The sequence below is a fragment of the Bacteroidota bacterium genome, from assembly GCA_016706255.1.
In the GTDB taxonomy this organism is placed as follows: domain Bacteria; phylum Bacteroidota; class Bacteroidia; order Chitinophagales; family BACL12; genus UBA7236.
Genome location: JADJJZ010000003.1, coordinates 592,501 through 611,089, shown reverse-complemented (window position 1 = coordinate 611,089; position 18,589 = coordinate 592,501). Strand labels below are relative to the sequence as shown.

The 18,589-nt window shown below is 35.8% G+C and carries 16 protein-coding genes and 2 rRNA genes (1 of these 18 cut by a window edge); 6 read left to right on the top strand and 12 right to left on the bottom strand.

What is annotated here, in order from left to right; genetic code table 11:
• Nucleotides 1–12: 12 nt before the first annotated feature.
• Both IPI65_04425 and IPI65_04420 read left to right on the top strand, forming a co-directional pair.
• Nucleotides 13–1,560, top strand: coding sequence for a T9SS type A sorting domain-containing protein (locus IPI65_04425; protein ID MBK7440787.1), 1,548 nt, complete (start codon nt 13–15; stop codon nt 1,558–1,560).
• Between the two features lie 86 nt (nt 1,561–1,646).
• Nucleotides 1,647–2,459, top strand: coding sequence for a class I SAM-dependent methyltransferase (locus IPI65_04420; GenBank protein MBK7440786.1), 813 nt, complete (start codon nt 1,647–1,649; stop codon nt 2,457–2,459).
• A 2-nt stretch (nt 2,460–2,461) separates the two neighbouring features.
• On the opposite strand, the gene IPI65_04415 is transcribed toward IPI65_04420, so the two are convergent.
• Nucleotides 2,462–3,541 (bottom strand): glycosyltransferase family 4 protein, encoded by a 1,080-nt coding sequence (locus tag IPI65_04415; GenBank protein MBK7440785.1) that lies wholly within the window; start codon nt 3,539–3,541, stop codon nt 2,462–2,464.
• 8 nt (nt 3,542–3,549) lie between these two features.
• Between IPI65_04415 and IPI65_04410 the strand changes: the two genes are divergently transcribed.
• Nucleotides 3,550–4,233: a hypothetical protein gene (locus IPI65_04410; protein ID MBK7440784.1), complete on the top strand. Its 684-nt coding sequence runs from the start codon at nt 3,550–3,552 to the stop codon at nt 4,231–4,233.
• On the opposite strand, the gene IPI65_04405 is transcribed toward IPI65_04410, so the two are convergent.
• The 5 genes from IPI65_04405 to IPI65_04385 all read right to left on the bottom strand — a co-directional run bounded on the left by IPI65_04405 (nt 4,228) and on the right by IPI65_04385 (nt 11,229).
• Nucleotides 4,228–4,977: a class I SAM-dependent methyltransferase gene (locus IPI65_04405; protein MBK7440783.1), complete on the bottom strand. Its 750-nt coding sequence runs from the start codon at nt 4,975–4,977 to the stop codon at nt 4,228–4,230. The genes IPI65_04410 and IPI65_04405 overlap by 6 nt on opposite strands.
• Before the next feature lie 41 nt (nt 4,978–5,018).
• Complete coding sequence (locus IPI65_04400; protein ID MBK7440782.1) at nt 5,019–6,473, bottom strand: T9SS type A sorting domain-containing protein; 1,455 nt, start codon at nt 6,471–6,473, stop codon at nt 5,019–5,021.
• Nucleotides 6,470–7,933: a T9SS type A sorting domain-containing protein gene (locus IPI65_04395; protein MBK7440781.1), complete on the bottom strand. Its 1,464-nt coding sequence runs from the start codon at nt 7,931–7,933 to the stop codon at nt 6,470–6,472. The genes IPI65_04400 and IPI65_04395 overlap by 4 nt, the downstream gene beginning before the upstream one ends.
• A 10-nt stretch (nt 7,934–7,943) precedes the next feature.
• Entirely contained in the window at nt 7,944–9,572 is a 1,629-nt protein-coding gene (locus IPI65_04390) for a T9SS type A sorting domain-containing protein (protein ID MBK7440780.1), read from the bottom strand.
• A gap of 220 nt (nt 9,573–9,792) precedes the next feature.
• Entirely contained in the window at nt 9,793–11,229 is a 1,437-nt protein-coding gene (locus IPI65_04385) for a polysaccharide biosynthesis C-terminal domain-containing protein (GenBank protein MBK7440779.1), read from the bottom strand.
• 373 nt (nt 11,230–11,602) lie between these two features.
• On the opposite strand from IPI65_04385, the gene IPI65_04380 reads away from it, so the two are divergent.
• On the top strand, nt 11,603–12,028 hold the full coding sequence (locus IPI65_04380) for a hypothetical protein (GenBank protein ID MBK7440778.1): 426 nt from the start codon (nt 11,603–11,605) through the stop codon (nt 12,026–12,028).
• Between the two features lie 364 nt (nt 12,029–12,392).
• Here IPI65_04380 and ssb read toward each other — a convergent pair whose 3' ends face one another.
• Nucleotides 12,393–12,731 (bottom strand): single-stranded DNA-binding protein, encoded by a 339-nt coding sequence (gene ssb / locus IPI65_04375; protein ID MBK7440777.1) that lies wholly within the window; start codon nt 12,729–12,731, stop codon nt 12,393–12,395.
• Nucleotides 12,732–12,950: 219 nt separating this feature from the next.
• Between ssb and IPI65_04370 the strand changes: the two genes are divergently transcribed.
• A complete protein-coding gene (locus IPI65_04370; GenBank protein ID MBK7440776.1) occupies nt 12,951–13,304 on the top strand; it encodes a hypothetical protein in 354 nt (117 codons plus the stop codon).
• Between the two features lie 136 nt (nt 13,305–13,440).
• On the top strand, nt 13,441–13,953 hold the full coding sequence (locus IPI65_04365; GenBank protein ID MBK7440775.1) for a GNAT family N-acetyltransferase: 513 nt from the start codon (nt 13,441–13,443) through the stop codon (nt 13,951–13,953).
• Here the strand turns inward: IPI65_04365 and IPI65_04360 are convergent.
• The 5 genes from IPI65_04360 to IPI65_04340 all read right to left on the bottom strand — a co-directional run.
• On the bottom strand, nt 13,950–14,873 hold the full coding sequence (locus IPI65_04360) for a hypothetical protein (GenBank protein MBK7440774.1): 924 nt from the start codon (nt 14,871–14,873) through the stop codon (nt 13,950–13,952). The genes IPI65_04365 and IPI65_04360 overlap by 4 nt on opposite strands.
• Nucleotides 14,874–15,059: 186 nt before the next feature.
• Nucleotides 15,060–16,613, bottom strand: coding sequence for a YifB family Mg chelatase-like AAA ATPase (locus tag IPI65_04355; protein MBK7440773.1), 1,554 nt, complete (start codon nt 16,611–16,613; stop codon nt 15,060–15,062).
• A 140-nt stretch (nt 16,614–16,753) separates the two neighbouring features.
• A complete protein-coding gene (locus IPI65_04350; protein ID MBK7440772.1) occupies nt 16,754–17,251 on the bottom strand; it encodes a hypothetical protein in 498 nt (165 codons plus the stop codon).
• 157 nt (nt 17,252–17,408) lie between these two features.
• A 5S ribosomal RNA gene (gene rrf, locus IPI65_04345) occupies nt 17,409–17,520 on the bottom strand.
• A gap of 86 nt (nt 17,521–17,606) precedes the next feature.
• Nucleotides 17,607–18,589: ribosomal RNA gene (locus IPI65_04340) — 23S ribosomal RNA — on the bottom strand; it runs 1,892 nt beyond the window's last position.

The following is an 18,589-nucleotide window of genomic DNA, read 5'->3' as shown; positions in this document are numbered from 1 at the left end:
CATCTCATTTCCATGAAAAAAACTTTGCTCATTTTATCTTGCTGCCTGATTGCAACTTTGGCATATAACCAAAATTGCGAGCCAACTGTTGCCTATAATTTTAATGGCAATACAATTGATGTGTCAGCTAATGATAATGATGCGGTGTTATTTAGTGGCGCGAGCACAGTATCAAATTATTTGGAAATTGGTTATAACGATGATGACCGGGCAGAAATTCCGGCTGCAGCATTATATGATGTTGAAGATTTTACTGTAACATTTGAATTTTATCTAAACGGCTTAAATTTAAGTGGCGCAGCTCCAACAAATACTTTTATTGCCGGAGCCAGTAACACAAATGAGGCAGAATTTGCCATCTCCTACCAAGCCGATATTGAAGCAGTGGTAGTTGCATTAAAAGGTAGTGGTGAAGTTTTCCCGGTTTCATTATCTGCAGAAAACTGGTATTGTTTAACTGTAACACGCGAAGGAAATTTAGTAACAGTATATATTGATGGTGCTGAAATTTCATCAAATGAAATGAGTGCCAGTAATCTTTATATTGAATTTTTAGAAATTGGGCAGGAATTAGATTGTGTAACCGGCTGTTATGCCACTAATCAATGTTTAAATGGACGAATAGAAAATTTCAGTATTTATCCTTGTGTTTTAGATAACAGTGGTTGCCAACCATTTATAGCCGCATGCGACACTACCTTATTTTATAAATTTGATGGCAACGTTTTAGACGATGGTTTATATGCTAATCATGGCACATTAAACGCCGGTGCTGCTGTAGATTTATATTCACTTGAAATTGGATATAATGATGATGACTTTGTTGAAGTGCCAATTACTGCGCTTGATGGCATAACTGATTTTGCAATTTCATTTAATTTTTATTTAGACGAGTTAAACGAAAGTGGTTCATTTCCAACAAATACATTTATTGCGGGAACAGATGGCATAAATATGCATGAGTTTGCTTTATCTTATGAAGCAAGTTCAAACGCATTTGAAATTGCCATTCACGAAGTTGGTGGAATAATTCCTTTTACTATATCCACAAAAACATGGTATTGCGCAACATTTTACCGCAGTGCCGACAGTGTTTGGATGGAGTTAGATGGAACAATATTACCTACTACGTTAACCTTCCCGGAAGGACCGTTATCACTCGTATTTTTAGAAATTGGCCAGGAATTGGATTGTCCTGATGGTTGTTTTGCCGAAAACCAATCATTAAATGGTAGGATGGACAATTTACTTATTCAAAGTTGTACTGACCAATTAACATGTAACGAACCAAGTTTATCAATAAATGCATCAACAAATTTTACGCTTGAAGTTTATCCCAACCCTGCAAACACCAATCTTATAATTAATTTACCGGTTGCAATTACGATAGATGAATTACTATTGTATTCAATCACAGGTCAGCAAATACACCCATCCTATACCCACACTACAGCAAACCAATTAAACATCGATTTATCCAATTTAAGTTCAGGATTGTATTTTCTCCAGGTTAAGTCCGGTGAAATGCGTTGGGGAGTGGAAATTGTTGTGGGGAGATGAGTTATTTTGGCCTGAATTAAAAATTATATAATACGGATGCAGATGAGTACACCATACACATCGGCATTAATTGCTTAAAAATAATTATGGAAAGAAAAAAACTAATACTACCTTTTTTAAAGGCCCTTTTTAGTCAACCCTCGGTGATATTAAAATCTTTGTATCATGGGATGGTACCTTATGATAGGAAAAACTACGTTATTAAAAATTTTGATAAAGGTTCAGGCCTAAAGGAAGTAGATTTATTAGACTTGTTTCCATCATTTAATGAGGTAGTTGAACCATTTTCTCATTTATATGGAACTTCTTTGCCAATAGATTTAGCAATTTTAAAAAAATTAGCAAAACAACTACCCGATTGTGAATATCTTGAAATCGGTTCATGGCGGGGTGAAAGTTTAGCCAACATTGCACCACATTGTAAGCGTTGCGTTTCATTAAGCCTTTCCGATGACGAAATGCGCGCTATTGGATTGAACGAAAATGTGATTGCTATGCAAAGGTTTTATTCAAAAAACATACCTAATGTAACACATCTGGAGGGAGATTCAACAAAATTTGATTTTAGTAAACTAGGGAAATTTGATCTCATTTTTGTTGATGGTGACCATCGTTTTGAAGCAGTAAAAAGTGATACTGAAAATGTTTTTAAGTTATTAAAAAATGAGAATTCAATTATTATTTGGCATGATTACACTGAGCAGTATGAACATATAAACTGGGAGGTGTTTGCAGGAATTTTAGCTGGTGCTCCTCAAAACGCACACGAATCTATTTATCACATTACAAATTCCTTATGCGCTATTTATTTACCTAAAAAAATCAATTCAACAAGTTATAGATATCCAAAATCTCCGGACAAATCGTTCAAAATTACAATCGAAGGTCACAGGATTTAACATTACAATTGCTCAATAACTTCAATTAATTTATTTCTGGTTTGTAACGGGAATTTTGAAATTATTCTATTCCTTGCGGCTTTACCTAAAAAATCCAAATCTGAATTTAGGGCAGATTGGATGATGGTTTCAAGTTTATCCTTATCCTTAACTTTTAAAATGAAGCCTGTTTCACCAACTATCTCTGGTAAAGCACCAACACTTGATACAATTGGCACGCATTCACATAACATAGCTTCACACGGAGCGCTTGGGAATCCCTCCATAATGGATAGTTGCAAATAAAATCGGTGTGTAGCATAAATTTCCCGGAGCTTTTCATAAGGTACAAATGGTAATATTTTTACATTCTCAGGGACTATACCATAATCCATTCCGGGAGAATCACCGACAATTGTAAAATTACAATGTGGATTCCGATTTGCTAAAAAAATGATTAAATCAATTCCTTTCCTTAAAAAATTTGCCTTGTTCATTTGACCCACTGTTAAAAATGAATTAGCCAATTTTTCTTCTTTGCAGTAAAACCGATTTTGATCATAACCAATATTAATAACAGTGAATGGCGTAGTAGGATTGTTACAATATTCCAAATATCCTTGTCTTCTTTGTTGGTCCGTTAAATATTTGTATTCACATTCCCTAAGAGATGCGTCCACGGGTGCAAGATGAGTGGCAAATTTAATTGAAAATCTAGTGCAATATCCTAAGAATGGTTTTCTAAAATTACCATAGTTCATCTCAGGAAAAGATACACAATCTGTGCCTCCAAGAATAATTAAATGAGGGCGTTTAGTTAATTTTGCAAATATTGCTGGCAAATAGGAGGAATATCCTGCAAAAAAGGAAACATAAATATCAGTTTTTCGGATATTGAAAAGTAACGAAAGAAAGAGCTTAACAAAGTAAAAAGGTAGCTTAACTGGATTTTGTTTAAAGTAAAAGGATTTCACTTTAAAATGACGTTTTAATAAAGCCTCATCATTTCGGACGAATGATATGTAAACAGGGAAAGTATAAAACACATTTTTTGCCATAGAAAGCTGAGCAATTTTTGATAAAATAACGGATAAAATTAACAAATTTAAAAATGGTTATTGGTAACGGATTACTGGCCACAGCTTTTAGTAATTATAAGGGAGATAACAGTATACTTATTTTCGCTTCCGGGGTTTCAAATTCAGGCAATACCAATCTATCAGAATTTGAAAGGGAAAAATCTTTACTTAAATCTGCCCTTGATTTAAAGTTACGCCTAATTTACTTTAGTACTATTAGCATATACGATCCTGAGCTGCAAGACAGCGCATATATATTACACAAAAAAGAAATTGAACTATTAATACAAAATTGTTCGACTAACTATCTGATTTTTAGACTGCCAATTTTAGTTGGTAAAACTTCAAATCAACATACATTGTGTAATTTTATAGCCAATCAAATTAATGCAAGTAACCCAATAAACATATTTGTGAATGCGTGCCGGTATCTTATTGACATTGACGATCTTAAGCATGTGCTTCCTGCATTTATAAATAATGAATTTTATAGAAATTTAGCTATAGATGTCAATTTTAATAACCAAACCTCTATGGAAACGCTGGTAACTATTTTTGAACGTCAATTAAATAAAAAAGCTACGAAGAATTTTGTGAGCCGTGGAGGTTGTTACAAAACAAACAATACGTTGTTTCTTTCTGAAGCAAGTAAATACTTTGATATCAATGATTCAAATTATATTGAAAAGTGTATTTCTAAATACTACAAATTATAATTTTACCATTATTCTTCCTGTATAATCAATTCTATTAAGCAGCGGAATTAAACCGATTTCTTCAAAATATTTATCTATCGCCTCCTTGGCACCTTGCCAATGTCCATAATCATCGATGATGAGAACTCCACCTTTTTCCAATTTAGGATACAAATATTTCATTTCATGATAAGTTGATTCAAACCAATCTGTGTCTAGCCTTAATAAAGCGATTTTCCCCGGCATTACATTTGGTATAGTATCTTCAACTTTACCTTTAACAAAATGGATTAACGACTCTGGATAAGTGGTTGAATTTATATTACGTGTAACTTCATCAATCGATGAATAGCAAAAAAGTTTTTCATCTTTCTTAACATTCTCCCAATTTTCAACTACCTGGCGACCATTAATAGAAACGTCCTTTTCTGTAGGTTCACTCATCCCTTCATAGGTATCATATAAATACAATTCCCTAGTTGGTTGATTTAAGGCGTTTAACGTTTTAGCCATTAGCATGCTACTACCTCCTTTCCAAACACCACATTCTACAAAGTCGCCTTCAATTTTATTTCCAGCAACATATTTAACAGCATTATAAAGTGAAAACATTCTTTCAATAGATGTCATAGTAAAGGGAGCACATGCGTCATAAATAAGTCGAAATTCTTTATCAACATTAAATGCTTCATTTGAAATTGATGCCTTTTTTGTTATTTCATAACCCAAATTGCTAAACAAACCTATAATCCCCTTCTTTATCATTACCTCTTTAATTAATAATTCAAAATATTCAATGCCTTAAATTAATGCTGCACAACAAACTTTATACCTTGCTGCAAGTCGTAATAATTTTGTTTTGCGATATAAATTCCATTTGGATAATCAGCAACATTAATCATTAATTTTCCATCGCAATCAGTGCGCACATTTTCTATTGTCCGTCCGTTCAAATCAAATATTTGCACATTCTCATTTGGAACAAAATTATTGAAATTAACGAAATAAGATGCGGGTTGAGGATAAGCGTTTAATGCGAGCTTCTCTGCAACAGCCATCTTAGCACCATTTGGCGCTTCAATATTAAAAATAAATTCACTCCTTCCGGAAAAATTTTTCTTTGTTAATCTTTTTGTAGCCACCGTTAAAGTTGCAGGTTGAAAATTCCAACTATTTAAACTTCCATCTAACCGTTTATACAATGTAGCATCTGTTTCATTTATTGCTGTAGCAACACCATTGCTATAGGAGTAGGTATAAGTAAGTGTATATTTTGCATCAATACCATTATCTGCCGAAAAAACACCAAAGTAATAGTTAGGATTTTCGTTTAATCCAATAATTGAAGCCGGAGCACTATTTACCCGGTAAAGATGGACGCCGTATGGCAGATTAGCAATTTTATTAATTTTCAGTTTATCCCCACCAGGAGAATTTAACGATAATGAAATTCCAGTATAATCAGCTGTATAATTAAATACACTGATATCGCCAATCGGAGCACCTGAATTCATTTTAACTACTTCACCAATTTCAGTCCCGTTTACGTTACTTACTGAATAATCTTCCAAAGTCGGATCAGTTGTGTTTTCATCAACTATCCAATATCCAATTAATCCACTTTCAGTAGCTGTAAGTTTTTCACACATTTTGTCTCTGATTTCAGTTTCGGTTCTGGCAATATTCCACAGTCTCACTTCATCCAGTTTTCCAATAAATGCATCTGACCTATGCACAGTTGCATAACGACCAAGATTCACCGGATTTGAATTGTGAGGAATAGAAGTATTTGTTGCAGTACCGTCTGTATTTACACAAGCTTGTAACACGCCATTAAAATAAAACTTAATATCAGTTATTGAGTTTGCAACAATAGCAATATGAATCCACTCATTTAAAGGTGCTGTAGTTGATGTAATTTTTCCACGTCGATGGGCTCCACCGGCTCCGGCTCCATTTCCAATTTCAAAAATCAATTTACCTGTAGGGTCAAATCGTACATATAATCCATAATAATTACCTGATGTGTAACTATCTGTTGCAAAAACAGGGGTGTAAAGTGAATAACCCTCTTGATAAACCCATGCTTCAAAAGTAACAGGAAAATTAAGCGTGTTATAATTATCACCCAAATCGTAATAATTATCCGCATTACCATCGAAATTTAGCATTAAGCCAGACCCAATAAAATTTGATTGAGCATTTGCATTTAACGCAAACATTGCAAACAATGCGAAAATAATTGATTTAAAAGTTTTCATTGTATAATTATTTCTGTTGAAAAAGTGTTGTCTAAATTATTTTGTTTAACGATATACAAACCTGGCGTAAACCCGGAAACATCAATTATTATTATTTCTCCAATTTGATTTGCAGTATACGATTTAATTAACTTACCACTAATGTCAAAAATTTGAATCGGTTCAAATTGAGATACTGATTCTACAATAATATTAGAAGTAGTTGGATTTGGATTAACTTTTAACTTAAATCCTAAACCTGAAGGCTCGTTTTCTGCAAATCTTGCATTTGCTTTGTAATTAAAAATAAATTCATCGCGTGTTGCAATATTCTTTTTAGTTAATTTATTACTACCTGTATCTAGCAGTGCAGAAAGATTGGTCCACATTGTTACAGACCCATCCAATCTTTTGTAAATTTTTGATCCCACCTCGTTAAATGAATCAACTACTCCATTATCGTAGGAATATAAATAAGTTATAGTGTATTTCGCTGCTGTGGCATGATCTGCAGTAAATACACCATAATAATAATTAGGAATTGATGCCAAACCCGATGTTGAATATGGCTCAAAATTAACTCTGTATAGATGCACGCCATATGGTGCATTACCGATTTTATTTACTTTGAGTATATCACCACCAGAAGAGTTTAGTGAAAGAGTAACCCCGGTGAAATCAGCAGCATAACTGTATACCCTGGCATCTCCAATGGGTGCACCTGAGGATAATTTTGTAACAGTGCCTCCAGTTGTGCCATTTTCAGCAGGTGTCGTTATATCATTTGCAGTTGCATCAACATATGATTCATCGAAATTCCAATAGCCAATTAAACTAATTGGCATTGTGGTTATTTTCAAGCACATGTAATCACGAATTTGAGTTTCTGTCCTGGCTACATTCCATAAACGAACTTCATCTATTTGTCCGGTAAAATCATGTTCAGTAGTAGGCGTAATTTGTCGGCCTATGTTTGCAGAATAGGTCGTATGTAAAATGGAAGTATTTGAAGCACCGCCATCAGTGAAATTTGCAGTTTGCAAAACTCCATTAAAATAAAATTTTATATCCGTTACAGAGGTTGCCACAACTGCCACATGTGTCCATTTATTCAAACTTACAGATGCAGTTGTCACCTTTCCTCTTCGGTCTGAACCACCTGATCCCGAACCATCACCAATTTCAAAAATAAGTTGCCCTGCGGAATTAAAACGAAACCAAAATCCATAATAACTTCCACCTACGCCAATAATATCGGTTGCAATAATTGGAGAATATCCGCCCGGAGTCCACCCTGTTGGTTTTACCCACGCCTCTACTGTTACCGGGAAATTTAAATCATTATATACATCACCCAAATTTATGTAATTTCCGGTTGCACCGCTGAATTGCACTGAAATACCTGATCCAATATAATTAGATTGTCCAATTAATTGATTTATACTTGCAATAAACAGGGAAAAAAGAATAAGTTTTTTCATGTGTATTTTTTTAATTTTTTACAAACTGAATAATTTCTTTACCATTTTCACCCATAACAATAACTGTGTAAATCCCTTCAGGCAAATCGCCAACATAAAGTTCAATTGAATTTGCAGATGAATTCGTTTGTTTAACTGTTTTACCTGTTAAGTCTATTATTTGAATAGAAAACCCAGTTTGATTTTCCTGTAAATCAAATGAAATGGTAATAATATCTTGTGTTGGGTTTGGATATAATTTTAGGCTACCTTCGGATGAAGTCACAACTTCCTCCTCTTTAATTAAACCGTTAACATTACAGGTTATTACCTGGGTAAATGATTGATTTTTAATTGAGGGCGTTGGTTGTGTATAAGTTGGAGATAATGTTGCGTTCGACATTACATAAGTATTCTGATATGGCGTAACTAACGAAGTTTTGGAAATATCCAAATTCACATCACAAGCTCCTATATCTCCGGTTGCAACAGATGTCCGTAATAAAATCCCCCTAATTGTACCATCAACCATTTCGCGTTCACCTACATGAAATATGGTTGACCCAACAACTGCTAAGGAAGATGACATTTGCATTCCAAACGCTCCTTCCTTTTTACGATAAGGGTATGAATGAGCCCAATTAATATTTCCGTCAAAATCGGTATTCATTAATAAAATATCCGTGTAAGTAACGTTATATAAACTTCCGAAAACAATATACCCACTGCTATGTTTTTTTATTGAACAGAAAATGCCATCATTGCTTGTTCCTGCTAAATCATATTTATTTATCCAAATTACATTTCCTTCTAAATCGGTTTTCAATAAATAAAAGTTTTTAACAGAATTAGTTCCTGCATCATCTCCGCATCCTGCTATAATTAATGCATCTCCATCCTGAATAATATCTTTTGGGTAAAATCTACCTGTAGCAACGGTGCTTTTTATATAAAACTTCGTCCACGCAACAGTCCCGGTTGAATCTATTTTATCCAGACAAATTCTGAATTTGGAAGTTCCACCCGGATTAAGTTCATACCTGCCGGTGGTGTATAAAGTATTTGTAGCACTATTAAATAATAGTGCATCGATGTTTTCATTTACATTCGTACTTAAACTGGTAAAAACACTTAATGCCCCCGTTGTACGATCGGCAACCATACTTAGGTGATCGGCCTGATTGCCGGTTCCTACACCTTCATCCTGCCCACCTACAATATAATTTCCTCCTGCACCCATTTCGGTACAATCAAAAAATAAAATATTTTCATTCGTTTTCTGAAACCATGTTAATGACTTTAATACCGGATCAAACTTTATCAAAAATCCAAAACCATTGTCATCAACTCCAATATAATTACCTCCACACAATATCAAGTTACCATCACTATCTTTTATCATTGAGTTAACAATATAATTGGAATCATTTACCATAAGTTTTTTAAACCACACGGCAGTTCCGTTTTGTTTTAACTCACCTATCACCAGCTGGCTGCCATAAGTGCCGGCAACATACAGATTACTTGTAGGAGCATCAGATACCGGCACAATTGCATGAAAGGATGTGAATTGAGCAGAACCTTTATAAAATTCTTTAATAAATTGAGCATTTAACTGGTTTACGAGCAAACCAAAGGCCAATGCCATGAAGAGGCGCATGTTTTTCATAGTGTGTTTCAAGTTACTTTCAAAAAAAATTGTAGGGTAAAGTTAGTCTAACTCAACCTAAAATACAACCGTTTCGCGATTTTACGAGCATGTGACGGCTTTAACATGAAATAAACGTAATTAATTGATTATCATTATTTTACAACTTTATTCGGCGCAGCAAAACCCTCAACCAATATAATTTCAACCCAAAATTGTTATCCAAGGGTCATTAATTCGACTTCCTTAACAACTCCGGCAAATCTTTTAACTCATTCCGATAAGCTGCAGAAATTAATAGGAGAGCGAGTGCAAACTGGATACCATAGCGGAAATTTTCGGGCATTTGAATTTGCCACATGGTTATTACACCGGCAACATAAATTAATGGCACCCAAAATAATTTAAAACTATTGTAGTTAAACGTGAAAACTTCGCGAGCTGCATATCGCAATAAAATTATTTGAATAGGCCTTACAAGAAAATAACTCCATACTGCTCCCCATAACCCGAATAGTTTAATAAAAATAATTCCTGAAACAATTTGAACTATTGCCGTTACTATGAGCATTACAGGTAATGCCTTAGTTTTTTTGTAAAATAATATTGGATTGATATACATCGTATATAATCCCTTAAATACAAATGCTGCACATAAAACCGGCAAATATTGAATACTTGCATAATATTGTTCGTTGCTCACAAACAATTTAATAATAAAAGGTAACAATAAAATATTTGAAGCTATAATAATTATATTTAATGCACTGTAAACATGGTAGTATCTATTTTCTTCTGGGGTGCTAACGCGCTGGTCACTTTTTTTCCAAAGCTGATAAATGCGTGGATTTATTGCACCCGTAATCCCTAACCCAGCATACTCAATAACTAATGTACACTTAAGCGCAAAGTCGTAAACACCAACATCGCTGGTAGTTGCAAGGCCGGTGAGGATATAATTATTTATATAACCAAGAACCCATGTAAGTAAACTAAACAACACAACAGGTGTTGCATAAGATTTTATTTCAGGAAGCAGGTTAAATTTAAACTTGATTCCAAATTCCTTTAAACCATAAATAAAAGTAAGTAAAAAAATGAGCACACCTGACAATAATCGCCCCCACATCGGGCCTACTAATGTAAATGGGAATTGGTAAATTAAAATTACTGATATGGCAATCGTTACAACGAAATTGAACAACCCGAATAAAAAATATTTTACAGGCCGATCGGCAAATACCTGAATATTTACATAAGTTCTAAACCATGCATTAAAAAAGCCGGTAAGCACACTCATAAATCCCCATGGGAAAAATTCGATGCCGGAGTCTTTAAATATTATTGGAAATAAAAAATAACCTAACAACGAAAACAATCCTATGAATAGCAGTCCAATACTGAGCACTATTCCGGAAATAGAACTAAGAAAATGTTTGAGTTTAGATGCATCATCATGATGGTCATAATAATGCACCGACAAATAGGAATCAACCGCATAATTCATCAATATCTGCACAAACAACGCAAACGATATATATATAGCAAGAGCGCCATAATCAGCGGTATTCAGATTGTCTGTATAGGGTATTAACAATACCACGCTCGACAGCAATGGAAGTGTGCCGCCGGCTGTAATAAAAAAGGTTGATTTAACGATTCTTTTCAAGTGATTGCTTATAGCAAAAATAGACATTTGCTATAGATTAATCATATTAATTGACCTCAATTATTACACTGCCATAAGAAACCTGGCAGTCTGTAAACGGTTCAATATTTAACCTGCTTAAAAGGTTTTCATGAAGCAGGCAGCCCCTTTTGTTGAACCCTAAATCGTATATATGCCATATACAAAAGCAATCGGAAACTGCCTGTTTTACTTCATGTCAACAATCAATCATTAATCTGAAACGTTATACCAACTATATTTTTATGCTATAGGGCGAATAAGTCCCCCATATTCAATCATCATAATCAACTATGTTTTTACTTTTTAAATAACACATCTCCTATTATTCTCTAACTTTGAAAAAAAATTACAGATGAAAAATTTGTTGCTGCTTACATTGTGTGTTTCGATATTAAGTGCATGTTCAACTAAATCCAACGACTACGGCACCAAGCTTGACATTGGTGGTGATCAACTCTTTTATAAACCACCTGTTACCGAAGCAAACGCGCTTGAAGTAGGCAATTTTCTAAAAAGTTACCAATATTTTAAAGGCAGCGGCTCTGCAGTTCAGGTTTTAAAAGAAACCAACTATGTGGTTCGGTTTGCAACCCGGCCAGGCACAGAAACTGACAATGAATTAATCAAAGGTTATATCTTCATTCAATTAGATATGAGCAACACAGCCTTTGACGGACAGCCAGTTGATATCGAACTTTGCGATAGTATACTTCAAACCAAAAAACGCATCAATTTCGACGAGGCGAAATCTGTATTAGAAGATATGATTATAAATTAATCACTACTCTATTAATACATTTAATTATTTACTACGTTTTTAGATTTTTAAGCCAAATCTGAATGTTCAATTACAGCATTTAATTAACTACAAGGTTATTCTCAACGCATGCTTGCACCAATGGTTTAACCATGCGTAAACACTCACAAGTTGATTCAAACAACAATAGCGTTGCAAATGCAGTGAATTTCCTTCAGCAATTAATCATCATCTACCTAAAAAACACTCAGTGATAATCAGGTAAACTAACCAACAAAGAATATTACCTAAGATGAAAACTGCCCCTAGTCCCTCTAACCAACAAAGCAAAAACCGGCACCTGCACACATAAAGGAATGTCGAGGCAGTTTGTATTAGGGGAACATTACTTTTTCGGGCTCACGATGACCAGTTCGCTCACCACAATTTCAGTAACATACCTTTTCACATCATTTTTGTCGGTGTAATTGCGATTTAGCAGTTTACCTTCCACCACTACTTCAATACCTTTGGTTAGGTATTTTTCCACAATTTCTGCGGTTTTACCCCAGGCTATGAGACTATGCCATTGGGTTTCTTTAACTTTTTCGCCTTTAGCGTTTTTGTAAGTCTCATCCGTTGCGAGGTTGAATTTTGCAAGTTTACCATAACCTGCTCCGGATTTCACTTCAGGATCGGCACCTAAGCGGCCAATCAATTGCACCTTGTTTCTAAGGTTGTTCATACGTTAAATTTTAAGGGTTAAACAATCAGCATGTTTTTAAGCTGTGTCAATATGCATTTCATATCAACGAAACAAAGATGTGAAGGGCAAAATAAATTACAAAATTTTAAGCGCTTATATTCGGATATAAGCGCTTAATTTCGTTTTTTCTTAAATATTTATATATTTGCTCCATGTTATTTATCCAAAACCTTAAAAACTTTAAAAACTTGTTTATCTATGGACAACAAACATTGCCCCGAATGCGGCAAGGCCTTATTTGGCCGTGTCGACAAAAAATTCTGCTCTGATATTTGCCGTCATTCAAACAACAATCGCCAACGTATTTTAAATGGTGTTTATGTAAACAACATTAATTCCATTCTTCGTAAAAACAGAACAATTCTTGCTGAATTAAACCCAAAAGAACCGGTTAAAATTCAAAAAGAAAAACTCTACGAAAAAGGATTTAATTTTAATTACATCACTTCCGTTGAAATTACCAAAAAAGGCACTCCGCTTTATTTTTGTTATGAGTACGGATACAGTGTTGGTGAAAAAGATATCTTATATATAATAAGAAAAGATATTTAATTAGAATACCACATTATAGATACACCCGGAATGACCTTTATCATTTCCGGCAGTAAATGCTTTTGTCATTTAAGTAATAAGCAATTAATTTTGTGCAGTATTTTTATCTTTCAAAAGTTGCAATATTTAATTTAATATGTCAGGAATTTTCCTTCAAACAGAACGATTGTTATTTCAAGAATTCACTCCATCTGATCTCAATTTAATTTTTGAATTGGATTCAGATGCGCGCGTGATGGAATTCATTCGCCCCGCTATAACCGAACCACATCAAGCTCAGCCTGGGTATAACAGGATTATGAATACCCGATTAATTGACAACCGTTTTGGTAATTGGGTAGCAGTAACTAAAAATACGAACGAAAAAATAGGATGGTTTTGTTTGAAGTATATCGATAATACTGACTTGGTTGAAGTAGGATATCGATTACTACATAAACATTGGGGGAAAGGTTATGCAACCGAAGGTGCTAAAGCGTTAATTGATTATGGATTTAATATCTGTAACTTGAATGAAATTGTCGGCATCACGCATCCAAAAAACATGCGCTCACAACATGTATTGGAAAAATGCGGATTACGTTTTATTAAAGAATGGTATGTTTATGAAACTGATGTATTTTATTATTCTATTAAAAAGAATAACTAATTTGAAGTGGCGACGACTTTTTCTTTTCCTTCAGCTTCCACTTTTTTTGTTACAACAGTTTCTTTTTTACCATCAATAACTACTTCGTCTACATCAATCGTATAACTATTTTCAGGTGTAGGTTCGAAATTGAAATTACCATCAAATTCATTTTCGTTTGCAGGTTCTGTTTTATCCGGTTCGGCAGCATAAGTAGGTTCCTGTTGTGTTACTTCTGTTTCAGGATTATAATCTTTATAGGAATAAACATATTCTGATAATAATACACCTCCATCTACATCGCCCGGATCATAAATATTTACACCAGTGCTTAAATGTTCAGGGTAATCACCTATACCCCAACCTGCACTTGTAGTTTCTATATAATAGTAGTATTTATTACGGTGCTGAAAAGCAGTGCCGTTAATTTCATACTTTAATGCAATACCAACCCCCATATGTTTATTTGGAGAAACCATTACAACATCGAATCCTAATTCTCTTAAAATAGCTTCCAATAAAATTGCTGTGTCTTCACAATCACCACCTTTTTCAATCAGTGTTTCTATTGGATAACGTGGATATTCATAAGTGCCGTCATTTTTATATTTCATGGTTTGCACAAATGCAATAACGCATTCTGCCAACTGCCAATCGCTCAATTTATTTTCAGAAGCTATTGATTTAAATTCAGCTGCAAAATCGGCAATTACAGGATGCTTAACCGATTCATTTAAATAAAACAGAAAATCATTATATACTCTGTCCTGCCCTTTATAATAATTATAATCAGCCTGATCAAAGTAATAAACCATCGTAAATAATTTATCACTATAAGTCCAGGTGTATATTGTTTTTACCTCCGCAGCCTTTAATTGGAATGCACAACATATCAATAGCAAAGCTATAAGGAGTGGTTTATGCCCGACAGTTCGTTTCATACAAAAGGTTTAGTGTATCCGTTCATTCCATAACCCTGTTTTTACAATAAACTTGCCACAAATACTTTTTATTGTGACAGGGTTATAAATGTTTTGCACATACCAAATATATCAAAATGCAAACTTCCAGCACAGTTGAAATACACCGGATAAATTTTTTCTGTATCAATTATTATACTTTAGCCACTAATTAGCCCAATTATCCCGGTCGAGACTGCGGTATTGAATAGCTTCTGCAAGATGTTCAACTTTGATATCATCAGAACCCGCTAAATCAGCAACAGTGCGGCTTACCTTTAAAATTCTATCGTAAGCTCTGGCGCTTAAACCGAGTTTATCCATTGCCTTATTCAATAAATTTTGTCCTGCAGTAGTTATTCCACAAATTTCTTTCACCTGTTTGGATGTCATTTGCGCATTGCTGTGAATACTGCTTCCTTCAAAACGCTGCTCTTGTATTTTGCGCGCATTTATGACACGTTCTCTAATGAAAGCACTTTTTTCACCATCAGCAGTTTGTGAAATTTCAGTTACACTAACCGGAACAACCTCTACATGCAAATCAATCCTGTCGAGCAGCGGTCCTGAGATACGATTCAGATATTTTTGCACCACGCCAGGACCACAAACACATTCTTTTTCCGGATGATTATAATAACCACAAGGGCATGGATTCATAGCAGCAAGTAACATGAAATTTGCGGGATATTCCACTGAAACTCTAGCCCTGGAAATCATAACTCTCCGCTCTTCCATCGGTTGCCGTAACACTTCGAGCACATTTCGTTTAAACTCTGGCAATTCATCTAAAAACAAAACGCCGTTATGTGCAAATGAAATTTCTCCGGGCTGGGCATTATTTCCACCGCCCACCAAAGCCACATCACTAACTGTATGATGCGGATTTCTGAATGGTCTTGCGTACAAAAGTGCAGAGCCAACAGGGAGTTTACCTGCTACACTGTGAATTTTCGTAGTTTCCAAAGCTTCATACAAACTCAATGGAGGAAGTATACCTGGTAATCTTTTGGCGAGCATGGTTTTTCCTGCTCCGGGAGGACCGATTAATATTGCGTTATGACCACCTGCAGCAGCAATTTCCAATGCGCGCTTAATATTTTCCTGTCCTTTCACATCACTGAAATCAATTTCGGAATCGCCAATCTGATTAAAAAATTCTTCGCGTGTATTTACTATTGTTTCTTCCAGGTCAATATCATCACTTAAGAAACGGACTACCTCATAAATATTTTCTACGCCATAAATTTTAATACCACTAACAATGGCAGCTTCCCGGGCATTTTGTTTTGGGAGAATAATGCCTTTAAAGCCTTCTTTTTTTGCCTGGATTGCAATTGGCAGTGCACCTTTAATTGGTTTAATTGTTCCGTCAAGCGATAACTCACCTAAAATCACATATTCATGAAAATGGTGAGCAGGCATTTGCATGGAAGAACCAAGTACACCGATTGCAATGGGCAAATCGTAATGTGTCCCTTCTTTTCTGACATCAGCCGGTGAAAGATTAACAACAATTTTAGTGCGCGGCATCGTAAAACTATTTTCTTTAACTGCAGATTCAATGCGATGCCAACTTTCACGAATTGAGTTATCGGGCAAACCCACCATAAAATGTTTCATATCCGCGGCCTGGCCGGTTGTGAATACACTAACTTCAATAGCAACGGTAAAGGCATTAACGCCTTGCACCGAGCTTGCAAATGTTTTAACTAATTGCATAATTTGTTTTTAAGGTTATAAAAAAATAAAAGGGAAACAACAGGAATAAATTTGCCCACTGGAGTACATGGCGGGGCAATATATTTGAAGGTTGTTTTTAAGGAAAACATGATGGTGTAAAAATAATGAAGGAAAATAAATTATTCGAATCCCCATTCAGTTCCATTCATCATTGCTGCGATGGTTACCATATTTCCGGTTTTACGAATCAGAATCCAATAATCTTTGCTGGTAGAAAGAAACCATTCTTTTTCTGCAGCGGCGCTTATACGATATTGGCTTGTGAATGTTGAAGAAACAAATTTTTCAGCTGCGTCTGCATCAATAAATTCGATGCCGATTTCATACATCGGGCGGTTGGTATTAACACCACGTTGAGGCGTATCAAATTTATAGGTAGCAGAAAGAATATTAGCAGAAGGTTTAGATTGTTTAAATTGAATGTAAGAAAAACCATTTTGGCTGTTCCTTTCCATTTTAGTGGTGTCATTTACTTTTTGGAATTCAGCAATTCCTATTCCGAGTTTAGCACCGGTTAGTTCAGATGGGATATAGGTGTTAGGTTCATCGATACTAACAATCTGAGCCTTAGTTGCAAGGGTTAAACAGATAAGCAGGAATGGTAGAATTTTCTTCATAGTTGAAATAGTAAGTCAAATATAAGAAACTAGTGGAATTTCCAAAGCGGGGAAAAAATAACAATTAGAAATAGGGATTTGGGGACTAGTAGGAAGGATGAATAAATTTCAGGTAGGTACATAAAAAAACCCCGACCTAAGTCAGGGTTTTTTAAAAACTTGGCGACGACATACTCTCCCAGATTTTACTCAAGTACCATCTGCGCAGTAGGGCTTAACTTCTCTGTTCGGAATGGGAAGAGGTGGACACCTACGCTATAATCACCAAAGACTCTTTAACGCGAGCAATAACACTAGGTTATTACCAGGTAATAAGTTTGACGTATTGAATGGGGTGTAATTAATTAATAAAAAAAAATGAAAGCTTACGGGTAATTAGTACTGCTCGGCTTTGCCATTACTGACTTTACACCTGCAGCCTATCAACGTGGTCATCTTCCACGGCCCTTAAAAGAGATCTCATCTTGAGGTAGGCTTCGCACTTAGATGCTTTCAGTGCTTATCCTTTCCGAACATAGCTACCCTGCGATGCAGCTGGCGCCACAACAGGTACTAGAGGTTCGTCCAACACGGTCCTCTCGCATTAGAGTCAGGTCCTCTCAAATCTCTAACGCCCACAACAGATAGGGACCGAACTGTCTTGCGACGTTCTGAACCCAGCTCACGTGCCACTTTAACCGGCGAACAGCCGGACCCTTGGGGACCTTCTCCAGCCCCAGGATGTGATGAGCCGACATCGAGGTGCCAAACCTCGCCGTCGATATGAGCTCTTGGGCGAGATCAGCCTGTTATCCCCGGCGTACCTTTTATCCTTTGAGCGATGGCCCTTCCATACGGAACCACCGGATCACTATGCTCTACTTTCGTACCTGTTCGACCTGTATGTCTCCCAGTCAAGCACCCTTATGCCATTGCACTCGAAGCACGGTTACCAAGCGTGCTGAGGGGCACTTTTTAGAAGCCTCCGTTACTCTTTTGGAGGCGACCACCCCAGTCAAACTACCCACCATGCACTGTCTCCCCGTTAGGGGGTTAGAAACCAATCAAATAAAGGCTGGTATTTCAACGTTGACTCCACAACGGCTAGCGCCGCTGCTTCATAGTCTCCCAGCTATACTACACATCATTTAACCGAATTCAATGCAAAGTTGTAGTGAAGGTGCACGGGGTCTTTCCGTCCCGTTGCGGGTAATCGGCATCTTCACCGATGCTACAATTTCACCGAGCTCATGGCCGAGACAGCGTCCAGATCGTTACACCATTCGTGCAGGTCGGAACTTACCCGACAAGGAATTTCGCTACCTTAGGACCGTTATAGTTACGGCCGCCGTTTACCGG

Excerpts from the sequence above, each read along its gene's own strand:
- IPI65_04425 (MBK7440787.1), top strand. The coding sequence starts at position 13 with ATGAAAAAAACTTTGCTCATTTTATCTTGCTGCCTGATTGCAACTTTG.
- IPI65_04365 (MBK7440775.1), top strand. The coding sequence starts at position 13,441 with ATGTCAGGAATTTTCCTTCAAACAGAACGATTGTTATTTCAAGAATTC.
- ssb (MBK7440777.1), bottom strand. The coding sequence starts at position 12,731 with ATGAACAACCTTAGAAACAAGGTGCAATTGATTGGCCGCTTAGGTGCC.
- IPI65_04405 (MBK7440783.1), bottom strand. The coding sequence starts at position 4,977 with ATGATAAAGAAGGGGATTATAGGTTTGTTTAGCAATTTGGGTTATGAA.
- IPI65_04350 (MBK7440772.1), bottom strand. The coding sequence starts at position 17,251 with ATGAAGAAAATTCTACCATTCCTGCTTATCTGTTTAACCCTTGCAACT.
- IPI65_04395 (MBK7440781.1), bottom strand. The coding sequence starts at position 7,933 with ATGAAAAAACTTATTCTTTTTTCCCTGTTTATTGCAAGTATAAATCAA.
- IPI65_04420 (MBK7440786.1), top strand. The coding sequence starts at position 1,647 with ATGGAAAGAAAAAAACTAATACTACCTTTTTTAAAGGCCCTTTTTAGT.
- IPI65_04380 (MBK7440778.1), top strand. The coding sequence starts at position 11,603 with ATGAAAAATTTGTTGCTGCTTACATTGTGTGTTTCGATATTAAGTGCA.
- IPI65_04390 (MBK7440780.1), bottom strand. The coding sequence starts at position 9,572 with ATGCGCCTCTTCATGGCATTGGCCTTTGGTTTGCTCGTAAACCAGTTA.
- IPI65_04410 (MBK7440784.1), top strand. The coding sequence starts at position 3,550 with ATGGTTATTGGTAACGGATTACTGGCCACAGCTTTTAGTAATTATAAG.
- IPI65_04360 (MBK7440774.1), bottom strand. The coding sequence starts at position 14,873 with ATGAAACGAACTGTCGGGCATAAACCACTCCTTATAGCTTTGCTATTG.
- IPI65_04400 (MBK7440782.1), bottom strand. The coding sequence starts at position 6,473 with ATGAAAACTTTTAAATCAATTATTTTCGCATTGTTTGCAATGTTTGCG.
- IPI65_04355 (MBK7440773.1), bottom strand. The coding sequence starts at position 16,613 with ATGCAATTAGTTAAAACATTTGCAAGCTCGGTGCAAGGCGTTAATGCC.
- IPI65_04370 (MBK7440776.1), top strand. The coding sequence starts at position 12,951 with ATGGACAACAAACATTGCCCCGAATGCGGCAAGGCCTTATTTGGCCGT.